15 protein-coding genes and 1 tRNA gene are annotated in these 11633 nt (G+C 50.6%); 10 read left to right on the plus strand and 6 right to left on the minus strand.

The annotated features are described in order from the left end of the window. Positions 1 to 101: 101 nt before the first annotated feature. Positions 102 to 189, minus strand: a tRNA-Ser gene (locus tag B3B59_RS01760). A 230-nt stretch (positions 190 to 419) separates the two neighbouring features. Here B3B59_RS01760 and ghrA point away from each other — a divergent pair. The 4 genes from ghrA to B3B59_RS01780 all read left to right on the plus strand — a co-directional run bounded on the left by ghrA (position 420) and on the right by B3B59_RS01780 (position 3333). Then, entirely contained in the window at positions 420 to 1358 is a 939-nt protein-coding gene (ghrA, locus tag B3B59_RS01765) for a glyoxylate/hydroxypyruvate reductase GhrA (RefSeq protein ID WP_286807983.1), read from the plus strand. Between the two features lie 83 nt (positions 1359 to 1441). Then, positions 1442 to 2179: a phosphatase gene (locus tag B3B59_RS01770; RefSeq protein WP_233803868.1), complete on the plus strand. Its 738-nt coding sequence runs from the start codon at positions 1442 to 1444 to the stop codon at positions 2177 to 2179. 20 nt (positions 2180 to 2199) lie between these two features. After that, the gene (locus B3B59_RS01775; RefSeq protein WP_212478666.1) at positions 2200 to 2754 is read left to right on the plus strand and encodes a TorD/DmsD family molecular chaperone; all 555 of its coding nucleotides are present in this window, start codon (positions 2200 to 2202) and stop codon (positions 2752 to 2754) included. A 96-nt stretch (positions 2755 to 2850) separates the two neighbouring features. Beyond that, a complete protein-coding gene (locus B3B59_RS01780; RefSeq protein WP_286807984.1) occupies positions 2851 to 3333 on the plus strand; it encodes a DUF1097 domain-containing protein in 483 nt (160 codons plus the stop codon). Positions 3334 to 3379: 46 nt separating this feature from the next. On the opposite strand, the gene csgG is transcribed toward B3B59_RS01780, so the two are convergent. The 4 genes from csgG to csgD are packed head-to-tail and all read right to left on the minus strand — an operon-like array spanning position 3380 to position 5725. Further along, the gene (gene csgG / locus B3B59_RS01785) at positions 3380 to 4213 is read right to left on the minus strand and encodes a curli production assembly/transport protein CsgG (protein ID WP_040076211.1); all 834 of its coding nucleotides are present in this window, start codon (positions 4211 to 4213) and stop codon (positions 3380 to 3382) included. A 26-nt stretch (positions 4214 to 4239) separates the two neighbouring features. Continuing rightward, positions 4240 to 4656 (minus strand): curli production assembly/transport protein CsgF, encoded by a 417-nt coding sequence (csgF, locus tag B3B59_RS01790; protein ID WP_040076210.1) that lies wholly within the window; start codon positions 4654 to 4656, stop codon positions 4240 to 4242. Positions 4657 to 4680: 24 nt separating this feature from the next. Beyond that, positions 4681 to 5070, minus strand: coding sequence for a curli production assembly/transport protein CsgE (gene csgE, locus B3B59_RS01795; RefSeq protein WP_040076209.1), 390 nt, complete (start codon positions 5068 to 5070; stop codon positions 4681 to 4683). 4 nt (positions 5071 to 5074) lie between these two features. Next, entirely contained in the window at positions 5075 to 5725 is a 651-nt protein-coding gene (csgD, locus tag B3B59_RS01800) for a biofilm master transcriptional regulator CsgD (protein ID WP_046885729.1), read from the minus strand. A 744-nt stretch (positions 5726 to 6469) separates the two neighbouring features. Here csgD and csgB point away from each other — a divergent pair. From csgB to B3B59_RS01830, 6 genes are all read left to right on the plus strand, one after another. Continuing rightward, positions 6470 to 6922 (plus strand): curli minor subunit CsgB, encoded by a 453-nt coding sequence (gene csgB / locus B3B59_RS01805; protein WP_046885728.1) that lies wholly within the window; start codon positions 6470 to 6472, stop codon positions 6920 to 6922. A 39-nt stretch (positions 6923 to 6961) separates the two neighbouring features. Further along, positions 6962 to 7417 carry a curli major subunit CsgA gene (csgA, locus tag B3B59_RS01810; RefSeq protein ID WP_040076204.1) on the plus strand — a complete coding sequence of 152 codons (456 nt, stop codon included), beginning with the start codon at positions 6962 to 6964 and terminating at the stop codon, positions 7415 to 7417. A 61-nt stretch (positions 7418 to 7478) separates the two neighbouring features. After that, entirely contained in the window at positions 7479 to 7805 is a 327-nt protein-coding gene (gene csgC / locus B3B59_RS01815; RefSeq protein WP_046885727.1) for a curli assembly chaperone CsgC, read from the plus strand. Positions 7806 to 7959: 154 nt separating this feature from the next. Beyond that, positions 7960 to 8277, plus strand: coding sequence for a type 1 fimbrial protein (locus B3B59_RS01820; protein WP_286807985.1), 318 nt, complete (start codon positions 7960 to 7962; stop codon positions 8275 to 8277). Positions 8278 to 8375: 98 nt separating this feature from the next. Beyond that, a complete protein-coding gene (gene ymdB / locus B3B59_RS01825) occupies positions 8376 to 8918 on the plus strand; it encodes an O-acetyl-ADP-ribose deacetylase (protein ID WP_040076201.1) in 543 nt (180 codons plus the stop codon). Further along, positions 8854 to 10338, plus strand: coding sequence for a phospholipase D family protein (locus tag B3B59_RS01830; RefSeq protein ID WP_212478670.1), 1485 nt, complete (start codon positions 8854 to 8856; stop codon positions 10336 to 10338). The genes ymdB and B3B59_RS01830 overlap by 65 nt, the downstream gene beginning before the upstream one ends. Before the next feature lie 34 nt (positions 10339 to 10372). Here the strand turns inward: B3B59_RS01830 and mdoC are convergent, their stop codons facing one another. Then, positions 10373 to 11533 (minus strand): glucans biosynthesis protein MdoC, encoded by a 1161-nt coding sequence (gene mdoC, locus B3B59_RS01835; RefSeq protein ID WP_286807986.1) that lies wholly within the window; start codon positions 11531 to 11533, stop codon positions 10373 to 10375. Between the last annotated feature and the right edge of the window lie 100 nt (positions 11534 to 11633).

Below are 11633 nucleotides of genomic sequence, written 5' to 3' on the forward strand. Positions count from 1 at the left end.
GCCAGTTGTCGAACCCCGGTCGGGGGTTCTCATCCCCCCCCGCAGGCGTGCAATATACGAAAAAAAAGCCCGTACTTGCGTACGAGCTCTTTCTCAAAATATGGCGGTGAGGGGGGGATTCGAACCCCCGATACGTTGCCGTATACACACTTTCCAGGCGTGCTCCTTCAGCCACTCGGACACCTCACCATATTGTCATCCCGTTGTTGCTGGGACGGGCGCTAATGTAAGGAAAACCCGAACGGTCGTCAACTCACTTTTTCAGTAATTTAGCGCGTTCATACAAACTTCAAGCAATATGATTCCTAATTGTTCTGAAAGCGTCTCTTTTATCAGCAACGCAGCAGCCGCATTTATTTGTTATGCTGGCAATCCAGTTGAAAATGAAAATAAAACAGCGCAGAAAAGCAGGAGAAATTATGGATATCATCTTTTATCACCCTACATTTGATACCGCTTATTGGCTTAATGCCCTGTCAGCAGCATTGCCGGGCGCGCGGGTCCGCGAGTGGAAGCGGGGAGATAAAGATCATGCGGATTACGCCCTGGTCTGGCATCCACCCGTCGAAATGCTCCAGGGACGCGATCTGAAAGCAGTGTTTGCACTCGGCGCCGGCGTTGATTCGATTCTCAGCAAGCTAAAAGCCCATCCAGAGATGTTGCCTGAACATATCCCCCTGTTCCGCCTGGAAGATACCGGGATGGGCGAGCAGATGCAGGAGTATGCCGTTAGCCAGGTATTGCACTGGTTCCGCCGATTCGATGATTATCAGGCCTTCAAGTTACAGGCGCACTGGGAACCGTTAGCGGATTATCAGCGTGAAGACTTTACCATTGGGATCATGGGGGCGGGCGTGCTGGGCTCGAAAGTTGCCGAAGCGCTGGCACCCTGGGGATTCCCGCTGCGCTGCTGGAGTCGCAGTCGTAAAGAGTTACCAGGCGTAACCAGCTATGCCGGTGTGGAAGAGCTGCCAGATTTCCTCAAAGAGACCCGCGTGCTCATAAACCTGCTGCCCAATACGGCAGAGACGGCGGGCATTATCAATGGGGCGCTGCTCAGACAACTGCCCGATCAAAGTTATCTCATCAACCTGGCTCGCGGCGTGCACGTGATTGAACCTGACCTGCTGGCTGCCCTCGAGAGCGGAAAACTGAAAGGGGCCATGCTGGATGTCTACAGTAAAGAGCCGCTGCCGCCTGAAAGCCCGCTCTGGGCGCATCCGCGCGTGGCCATGACGCCGCATATTGCCGCCGTCACGCGTCCGGCAGAAGCCGTCGATTATATTGCCCGCACTATCACACAGCTGGAAGCGGGAAAACCCGTCAGCGGACAGGTAGACCGCCAGCGCGGTTACTGAGTTAAACCCGGCGTTTGCCGGGTTTTTGCTAATATTCGCAGACGATAACTGCTATCCTTTGGGAAAGATGAGAGGAGAGAATGATGTATCCCGTTGACCTGCACATGCACACTGTCGCCAGCACCCACGCCTACAGCAACCTTCATGACTACATCGCACAAGCAAAGCTTAAGAACATCAAACTCTTTGCGATTACCGATCACGGCCCTGATATGGCAGATGCTCCGCACTATTGGCACTTTGTGAATATGCGTATCTGGCCACGCGTGGTAGACGGCGTCGGGATCCTGCGCGGCATTGAGGCGAATATCAAAAACACCCAGGGTGAGATTGACTGTACCGGCCCGATGCTCACCTCTCTGGATCTGATTCTGGCCGGGTTCCATGAACCGGTATTTGCCCCTCAGGATCAGGCCACAAATACCGAGGCGATGATTGCCACCATTGCCAGCGGCAATGTGCATATCATCAGCCATCCGGGCAATCCAAAATATCCTATCGACATTAAGGCAGTGGCGCAGGCCGCGGCCGAACACCGCGTGGCGCTGGAGATCAACAACTCATCATTCGTTCACTCGCGTAAGGGCAGTGAGGCGAACTGCCGGGCTGTCGCGGCGGCGGTACGAGACGCCGGAGGGATGGTGGCGCTGGGTTCCGACTCCCACACCGCGTTCACGCTGGGTGATTTTAGCGAGTGCCGTAAAATCCTCGACGAGGTCGACTTCCCGGAAGATCAGATTCTGAACGTGACGCCTCGACGCATGCTCGACTTCCTGGCGTCGCGGGGGATGGAACCTATCCCTGAATTTGCTGAATTTTAACTGTGTAATGGACTAAATAAATGAATGAGTTTTCCATCCTCTGCCGCGTGCTGGGTTCTTTGTACTACCGTCAGCCTCAGGATCCGCTGCTGGTGCCGCTCTTCACCCTGATTCGTGAAGGCAAACTGGCGCAGAGCTGGCCGCTGGAGCAGGATGAGCAGTTACAGCGTCTGCAGAATAGCTGCGATATGCAGCAAATTGCCGCAGATTACAACGCTCTGTTTGTTGGCGAGGAGTGCCGCGTGTCACCTTATCGTTCCGCCTGGGAAGAGGGGGCAACAGAGGCCGAGGTACGGGCTTTTCTTTCAGAGCGCGGTATGCCCCTGTCTGATACGCCGGCGGATCACATCGGTACCTTGCTGCTGGCAGCATCGTGGATTGAAGATCATGCCGGGGACGACGAAAACGAGGCGCTTGAAACGCTCTTTGCGGATTACATTCTGCCGTGGTGTGACACCTTCCTGGGGAAAGTTGAAGCCCATGCGGCCTCTCCATTCTGGCGGACCATGGCGCCCTTGACCCGTGACGCTATCGCAGCCATGTGGGATGAACTTCAGGAAGAGAACGAAGAGTGATATCTGTCACATAAATAATGTAACGGTGAATCTCATTTTACATATTATGTGCTTCTGATCGCATTTCACTGGCGCGTATCTGCTAAGATGCGCGCCATGAACATACTCCTTTCTATCGCAATCACGACAGGCATCCTCTCCGGTATCTGGGGATGGGTTGCCGTCTCATTAGGGCTACTGAGCTGGGCCGGTTTCCTGGGATGTACGGCCTATTTCGCCTGCCCGCAGGGCGGACTTAAGGGGCTCTTTATCTCCGGCTGCACCCTGATGAGCGGTGTTGCATGGGCGTTAATCATCATTCACGGCAGCGCGCTGGCACCGCATATGGAGCTGGCAGGCTACGTTATGACCGGTATAGTGGCGTTTCTGATGTGCATACAGGCAAAACATCTGCTGCTTTCGTTCGTACCGGGCACCTTTATCGGTGCGTGCGCTACCTTCGCAGGGCAGGGAAACTGGGCGCTGGTGGTGCCGTCTCTGCTGCTGGGGCTGGTATTTGGGTATGCCATGAAAAATAGCGGGCTGTGGATTGCCGCCAGGCGAGAACGATCGCAACGCGTAGCGGCGTTAAATGAATAAAAAAGGCGAGACATCTGTCTCGCCTTTTTTGATGCGCCATTAGCAATCAGGATTCCGGCGGTACCGACATCTGACGGTATTTAACAAGGATATCGTTTTTCACATCATTTTTATTCTGCAGATCCCATAAACCACGATCGATACCGTCGTTAATCAGGAAAATAACCCCTGTCTCGATAGCAGACATCAGGCAGAGCATGACCGGTTCATTCGAGGTGTAGCCAATTTCACCCTCAAGCAGGCGCTGGTAATCAATAAAGCGGAAGACCCCTGCCTGAACCTCATAAGAGAGGATCGTTTTGCTGGTGGTGACCGAAGATAAGATCTCACCCGTGCTAACGTTAATAACACGAAGGTTAACCGCTATCTGATCCAGCTGGTACTGGGTATCGCCGCCGATACCAAAATACCGGGCCCCCACGCCGCCAGATTTCACGTTACTTTCGTAACCAATAATCGAACCTTCCACCATGACGTTTGCTGCAGTTAACGACTCGAGCGGAACACGGTTATTGATGGCAACGGTTCCGTTCTCCTGCGCGGCACGAATAATCTTACGTTCGTTCAGCAGGTTTTGCAGTCCCTGACGTTCCAGCGGCACAAACCAGCGAGAATCTTTTAACGCCGTCACCAGCATTGCCGTGGCGCTTTGCGGTACTGCAGTAGAGAAGTTACTCGCCGGGTAAGGTTTGAATTGTCCGGTCTCATCCTGGATGTTATAGACCGAGACGAAAACTTTCCCGGTCGGCATCGGCAGATGCGTTAAATCACGATAACTCTGGGCCCGAGGCATTAATGTCGGTTTTGCGGCTTCTTTAGGTGGAGCAGTTAAACAACCGCTCAATAAGCACACTGCAACAAGTAACAGTAAGCGCTGCATGATTATTGTCCTTATTACGACGTTGTCTAAAAGTCGGTTGAGTTAGTTTGTAAACCCGAAACCTGGATAGTGGAGGTTTTCCCCGTTTTCCGGTCGGTTACGTTTAACTGCAACTGCCCATCTTTATTAGCAATATCAACGATGTAATCGCTGGTTACCATGCGGCCAGGCTTACCGGTATTAATATTGGTTAACAGTCCACCCAATATTTGCGACTGAATAGCCTGGGTAAAGTTATCCAGCGCAGAGGGCGTTTCGATGCCAAAGTCATCGTCAAAACTGGGATCTTTATAGGAGTTCTGTGCCTGGGCACTGTTTAAAAGGAATGCGCCATTATTGGGGTTTCCACCAAAATTAGGATTGCGGAACTGGAAAGTCATATTCCCGGCCCAGGTAATGGGTGAAATAAACATTAATACAATCACTGCATGTTTTATACGCATGACAGCCTCCGGATAATAATGCTTTTAAAATTCGTCTTGTGCTAAATCGCCTGTGCTCAATAGAGCTTTATCTATTTGCAAACGATTAAGCGCCTCTTCGGTTTGCGCCAGGGCAACATTCACGTTGTCATCGAGACCTTGTTTGCCTGGGAATAAGAAAGTCTGAAATATCACGTCCTGATTGACCGTTATGGTTATCCAGCTTCCCCAACGTGCGCTGGGCCGCTCATTGATGGTTAAGTTGCCGGGGTAATCACTTTCCCATTTGTCACTAAATGCACGATAAAAGCTGTGCCCGACAGATGAAACTGTGTGATCGGTCAATAATCCGGGGATCTCCACTTCAACCGCGTGCAGCTCCCCGGCAGCAAGTAAAAAACCTGCTGCGGCAATCCAACTCATGGTGCGTTTCATAGCGTTAACGCCTGAGGTTATCGTTTGCCCATGAAACAGCCTGAGTTCGGTTTTTAACAGCTATCTTCTTGAAAAGATTATAAAGGTGAGTCTTAACCGTATTTTCGCTGATAAATAACGAACGGGCGATTTCAATATTTGAAGCTCCGATGCGAAGTTTATTCAAAATCTCTTTTTCGCGATGCGTAAGCAAAGCGGATTCCGAACTGTTGTAGCGATAATTTCCGGAGTGGGTGATGAGATAGCTAGCAAGCTTTTGCGAAAAGTAGCATTCGCCGCGCAATATGCTTTGCAGCCCATCGATAACGCGCGTCTCGTCTTCACTGACATAAAAAACGCCGTTGATATGGGGCCAGCTTTCGATATCTCTGAAGGGATACTCGTCAGGAGTATTCAATAAAAGTACACGGATATTATTGTTTTTCCTGCTTAAAATATCCTGCCAGTAATGGATAAGCTTTTTGTCGGCTTCCATCATATCGAAAAGAATAATACTGCCAGTCGTAATGTCGTCAAAAGAACGTTGAATATTATGCAATTTCCCGTTCAGTGACAGAGTATGTTTCAAATGCTGTAGTAAAGCTGTGGCTTGTAACGAAGGTTTGGTGATCAACAATAAAGCATGACCATGAATACTATGGACTTCATTAAACATGATGAAACCCCTTTTTTCGGGACATCCGGCAGCTGCCCTCTTATATTAAGAGGGCACCAGAAGTACTGACAGATGTTGCACTGCTGTGTGTAGAAGAAAATCATATCCTCCAGAAGGAGGTAAAATAAAAAATACTACTGAACTTCTGATTTCAATCTAGCTATTACGATTTTTAAAGCAAGTGTTAAACATGTAACAGGATGTAAAAATCAATATCGATTTGTAAAAACAGAGAGTTTAAAATGCTTATATTTGATAATAAAGTTGTACATAGTGATATTGGTGCACACATTTTAAAAATCATACAAATATTTATAACCAGATGAATTTAAATGTAAATTTAATTTGTACAGGCTTGCGCATCAGGTATGAGTCCTGCCCGGAATCTACGACTCAGGTTACAATCTGTAAACGTCTTAAGAAATGATGCCTTGTGTCACGCTCTTAAAAATATATCCTGTTTTATCACCTATAACGAAGCCGTAACGCCCGGTTCGCCATCCTCTACGTTTTATTGTTAAAAGTGGGAAATGACCCGTCTGACATAACGATAACCAGACTTATCGCTTCCTTGATGAGTATTAATTAATACTTTGGGGTGACCACAAGAATAAAAATACAACTGGCGGGTGAGATATTTAAATTGTTTACCCCGACATACTGTTCTTCGTAACGCGGCGTTAACAAATTTTCACTGTTGTTAACACAATGTTATTCACGTAAGTCCAGGTCCAGGGTGACAACATGAAGAGCAAGATGTTATTGATGTTAACATTGCTGGGTGCGCCTGGGGTAGTTTTCGCGGCAACATCAGATTTAGCGGTTTCTGAATATAATTTCGCGGTTAATGAATTAAGTAAAGCTTCATATAACCAGTCAGCCATTATAGGTCAGCAGGGCGTTAATAATAACGCTGCTGTTCGGCAGGACGGCTCGAAATTATTATCTGTCGTCTCACAGGAAGGCGGAAATAATCGTGCAAGGATAGATCAATCAGGCAGTTACAATCTTGCATATATTGATCAATCCGGTAATTCGAATGATGCAAGCATTAAACAAGCTGCATACGGTAATACCGCGATGATTATCCAGAAAGGTTCTGGTAATAGAGCGAGCATTGCGCAGTACGGTACACAGAAAACAGCAGTTGTAGTACAGAGACAGTCGCAAATGGATATTCGCGTTATCCAACGCTAACCACGCGCGGCACTTAAATCAATCCGATGGGGGTTTACCATGAAACTTTTAAAAGTGGCAGTTATTGCAGCGATCGTAGTTTCTGGCAGTGCTATGGCAGGTTCTGTTCCTCAATATGGCCACGGTGGTAATGGCGGCTGGGGCGGTAATAATGGCGGCCCAAATTCAAATTTGAGCATTTATCAGAGTGGCGGCAGTAACGCAGCACTTGCTCTGCAAACGGATGCAAGAAATTCAGATCTGACTATTCGTCAGAACGGTTTTGGCAACGGCGCAGACGTTGGCCAGGGTGCTGACGACAGCGACATTCTGCTGACCCAGCACGGCTTTGGTAACAACGCTACCATCGACCAGTGGAACGCTAAAAACGCGGATATCAACGTCTCTCAGAGTGGCGGTCGCAACGCCGCCGCAGTTGACCAGACTGCATCAGGCTCGAACGTCGTTGTCCAGCAGGTTGGTTTCGCCAACAACGCGACTGCACATCAGTATTAATCGACAAATCTGTGCTACAAAAAAACAGGGCCATTGCCCTGTTTTTTTTCGGGGGTTATTTATGAATACGCTGCTACTTCTTGCTGCGCTCTCCAGTCAGATAACGTTTCAAACCTCTCAGGAGAACGGCATGCTGACCATTATTCCGCAGGTCACGCTAACGGAATCCTGTCTTTGCCAGGTACAGATCGTCACGTTACGCAAAGGACAGGGGGGACAAAGTACCTCTCAGCAGCGTAATACACTGACGCTACCGGCGAACAGGACTGTCGACTTGAGCCGCATCAGCGTAAACGCCGGGCCTGATGATGCCATCAATATGGTTGTGACAGTATCTGACGGTAAATCGCTTCACCTGTCCCGGCAGTGGCCGCCGTCGAAATCCTGATTTAAAACATTCATTAAATCAATATATTATAGTTCTGGAATTAGTTTGAGCCCCTGTCTATGCTGACGTAATGGGTGTCGTCGATACCCGCCCACAGGTCCATTTTGGGCAGGTGGTTTCATCATCAAGGACGATATCATTAAGGGTCTCACTAATGGTTACGTCAGCCATCAAATATCTCTCTGGTCTCTCTGTCACCCTCCTTTTCCTTGCGCCTGCTCTCTCTGCCACGCTGGAAAACGCAGCGGTTATCAAAATCGTTGGCCGCATTGTGGAAGATCCCTGCGTCATCTCGCCGCAACAGCAAACGGTACAATTTACCTGCTATCAGGCCGGTGAAATGCACAGCCGCAACGTCAGCTATCAGGCAGTCAGTGACGGGGCGACCGTGAATGTTGGGGTCGCAGATTTAAGTATGAAATACCTGACTCCAGAGCGAAAACTGGCCATTCTTGAGGTCAATTACCGCTAGGCCCGGCCTCGATTAAAACAGGGAAGAGGTCAAAATCTTCCCTTTATCTACGTGGCCTCTGCGATACAATTAAAAGAAAACCGCAAGCAGAGGTACTTATGCAGGCGCGAATTGAAGTTATCCAGGGCGATATCACCACGCTGCAGGTGGATGTCATAGTGAATGCGGCCAATCCTTCCCTGATGGGCGGCGGCGGCGTGGATGGGGCCATCCACCGGGCGGCAGGTCCGGAATTACTAGAGGCCTGTAAAAAGGTGCGTCAGCAGCAGGGCGAGTGCGCCCCGGGTCAGGCGGTCATAACCCTCGCAGGCAATCTTCCTGCTAAAGCGGTGATCCATACCGTCGGCCCAGTCTGGCATGGTGGCGATCACCATGAAGCCCGTACCCTTGAAGAGGCCTATCTGAACAGCCTGAAACTGGCCGCAGCCAATGGCTATCAAAGCCTGGCATTCCCGGCCATCAGTACTGGCGTTTACGGTTTTCCGCGCGTGGCCGCAGCAGAAATCGCCGTCGCTACGGTTTCAGACTATCTCACCCGCAAGCCTCTGCCGGAGCGGGTATACTTTGTCTGTTATGATGAAGAAAATACCCGGCTATATCAGCGACTCCTTACCCAGGGAGGACAAGAAACCGACGCATAATACGCGGCTAGGCCGCGCCATTGCGCCGGTAAGCTCTGCACATCCCGGCCTGTGTGGTCTACTCCCGCTGGATGACAGCCTCGACGCTTTTGCCTGTCGTTACCGGCTGGCCGAGATGGCAGAGCGCTCGCTTGATGTGCAGTATTACATCTGGGAAGACGACATGTCCGGGCGGCTGTTGTTTTCCGTACTCTTAGCCGCAGCCTCGCGCGGGGTGCGGGTTCGCCTCTTGCTGGATGACAATAACACCCAGGGCCTGGATGAGATCCTCTCTCTTCTGGATGCGCATCCCAATATCTCTGTTCGCCTTTTTAACCCTTTCTCTTTTCGTAGCCTGCGTGCGCTGGGCTATCTGACCGATTTTGCCAGGCTCAACCGGCGCATGCACAATAAATCGTTCACGGTTGATGGCGAAGCGACCATCATTGGCGGACGCAACGTGGGTGACGCCTATTTTGGCGCCGGTGAAGAGCCGCTCTTTTCTGACCTGGACGTCATGGCCGTTGGGCCTGTGGTAAAGGACGTGGCAGACGATTTTGAGCGGTACTGGCGCTGTGCGTCGGTTTCGACTTTGCGACAAGTGTTAGAGCTTTCCGAGACGGAGATCGCGGAAAAACTCACCCCGCCGGAAACCTGGTACCAGGGGGATATTACCCGCCGCTATCTCGACAAGCTCGCGTCGAGTGAATTTATCACTCGCCTCGAAGCCCGTGACCTACCGCTGATTTGGGCCAAAACGCGACTACTCAGTGACGATCCCGGTAAAGGGCAGGGTAGGGCAAAGCGACACTCTCTACTGCCGCAGCGTTTGCTGGATGTAATGGGCTCGCCGGAACAGCAGATCGATATTATCTCTTCTTATTTTGTTCCCACCCGTTCGGGCGTGGCGCTGCTGCTGCAAATGGTACGGAAAGGGGTGAAGATTGCCATTCTCACCAATTCTTTAGCGGCCAATGATGTGGCGGTTGTTCATGCAGGTTATGCCCGCTGGCGTAAGAAACTGCTGCGACACGGTATTGAGTTATATGAGTTAAAACCGACCCAGGAAGGGCCGCCGGTACTGCACGATCGGGGGATAACCGGGAATTCCGGTTCCAGCCTGCATGCGAAAACCTTTAGCATTGACGGGGAGAAGGTCTTTATTGGTTCGCTCAATTTTGATCCCCGCTCTACGATGCTCAATACCGAGATGGGCTTTGTGATTGAGAGCAAAACCCTGGCACAGCTTATACATAAGCGCTTTTCGCGTAGCCAGCGTCATGAGGCCTGGCAACTTCGGCTGGACAAATTCGGGCGTCTGAACTGGATTGAGTACAAAGAGGGCGAAGAGATTGTGCACAAAAAGGAGCCCAAAACCCGCTTCTGGCAGCGCGTGCTGGTCCGCCTCACTTACTGGCTGCCGGTGGAGTGGCTACTGTAAAAGCTGCGCCGGACCATAATCCGGCGCACCGTTATTAGTTTGCGGCGTGTTTGATGCTTTCAGCCTTGTTCTGCGGTTTACCCGAGAAGAGGAAACGCAGCAGGGGAATGCGCAGATGAATTTCGTACAGCACAATCGCCAGGCCGACGACAAACACCAGTCCGGTAATAAATCCTAACAGGTTCGAACCGATATGCGGCGTAATGTATGCACCAAAGAAGAGCGTCAGTGGGTGGTGCACCAGGTAGATGAAGAGCGAGGCATTAACGAAATAGGTCACCCGTGACGATTTAAAATTCAGCAGGCGGTGGCCCAGCGCAAAGACCACATTTACCATCCACAGCCCAAGTAGCATGGTGATCACGCTTTCAGTTTCATACATCCAGGCATCGCCGCTGCCATATTTCTGATTCAACAGATAAGCCATAAATGCCAGCGCCGCACCCAGCGTACATCCGCGGGAAGGGGTGGTAAAAAGCGCCTTCAGCTGAGGATAGATAAAGGCCAGCGCGCCCAGGAGGTAGAAAGGCAGATAGTAGAGCGTCTGCATGACCACAAAGTTGAACATGCCGTCGCTAAGAATAGGGGGGTAGAGGATAAACAGCGTGCGACGAACCGCCGCGTAAGCGATGCCCAATAGCAGGAAGACAATCGACAGTTTACCCAGCGTAATTCGTTCAAACAGACCTTCGCTACGGGTAGCAAGGTGATGCCGCACGCGGCTAAAGATCCACAGACTAATGGTCGTTAATACCACCAGTACCAACAGGAACCAGAGATGTGAAATCAGCTCCCAGGCGAGGGTGTTGTATTTTTCATACCCGGAGAGGTTATGCCAGCCATCCGCTTTTCCCTTCACATACTGAAGCATGATGAATTGAGGTAGCGTGAGGAGCGGAATGGCGGTCAGCATCGGTATCCCGACGCGCTCAACACGCACTTTCCACCAGCGTTTCAGCGGATAGCGCAAAAACAGCATGTAAGAGAAGTAGCCGGAGATAACAAAGAAAACCTGCATCCGGAAAGAGTGAATAAAGTCGTTAAACAGCGTTAGCCACCAGGAGGGCTCGGCGCTATTCACGTGCCAGACGTGGCTTGAATAGATTAATGAGATATGAAAGGGGATCCCCAACAGCATGAGCCATGCCCGAATGGAGTCGAGGAAATATTCACGTTGTGCAGGTGCTGTGCTCATATAACGTTGTGCATTCTCAGACTTTTCGTCTTATCCCTAAGGGTCATAGTGGTTACATTCGAGGCCAACCCTACACGAAGTCCGACACACTGTCTCCAGG

The sequence above is a fragment of the Leclercia sp. UBA2479 genome, from assembly GCF_002341985.1.
In the GTDB taxonomy this organism is placed as follows: domain Bacteria; phylum Pseudomonadota; class Gammaproteobacteria; order Enterobacterales; family Enterobacteriaceae; genus Enterobacter; species Enterobacter pneumoniae.

Coding starts and splice junctions, on each gene's coding strand:
- ghrA (WP_286807983.1), top strand. CDS start 420: ATGGATATCATCTTTTATCACCCTACATTTGATACCGCTTATTGGCTT.
- B3B59_RS01770 (WP_233803868.1), top strand. CDS start 1,442: ATGTATCCCGTTGACCTGCACATGCACACTGTCGCCAGCACCCACGCC.
- B3B59_RS01775 (WP_212478666.1), top strand. CDS start 2,200: ATGAATGAGTTTTCCATCCTCTGCCGCGTGCTGGGTTCTTTGTACTAC.
- B3B59_RS01780 (WP_286807984.1), top strand. CDS start 2,851: ATGAACATACTCCTTTCTATCGCAATCACGACAGGCATCCTCTCCGGT.
- csgG (WP_040076211.1), bottom strand. CDS start 4,213: ATGCAGCGCTTACTGTTACTTGTTGCAGTGTGCTTATTGAGCGGTTGT.
- csgF (WP_040076210.1), bottom strand. CDS start 4,656: ATGCGTATAAAACATGCAGTGATTGTATTAATGTTTATTTCACCCATT.
- csgE (WP_040076209.1), bottom strand. CDS start 5,070: ATGAAACGCACCATGAGTTGGATTGCCGCAGCAGGTTTTTTACTTGCT.
- csgD (WP_046885729.1), bottom strand. CDS start 5,725: ATGTTTAATGAAGTCCATAGTATTCATGGTCATGCTTTATTGTTGATC.
- csgB (WP_046885728.1), top strand. CDS start 6,470: ATGAAGAGCAAGATGTTATTGATGTTAACATTGCTGGGTGCGCCTGGG.
- csgA (WP_040076204.1), top strand. CDS start 6,962: ATGAAACTTTTAAAAGTGGCAGTTATTGCAGCGATCGTAGTTTCTGGC.
- csgC (WP_046885727.1), top strand. CDS start 7,479: ATGAATACGCTGCTACTTCTTGCTGCGCTCTCCAGTCAGATAACGTTT.
- B3B59_RS01820 (WP_286807985.1), top strand. CDS start 7,960: ATGGTTACGTCAGCCATCAAATATCTCTCTGGTCTCTCTGTCACCCTC.
- ymdB (WP_040076201.1), top strand. CDS start 8,376: ATGCAGGCGCGAATTGAAGTTATCCAGGGCGATATCACCACGCTGCAG.
- B3B59_RS01830 (WP_212478670.1), top strand. CDS start 8,854: ATGAAGAAAATACCCGGCTATATCAGCGACTCCTTACCCAGGGAGGAC.
- mdoC (WP_286807986.1), bottom strand. CDS start 11,533: ATGAGCACAGCACCTGCACAACGTGAATATTTCCTCGACTCCATTCGG.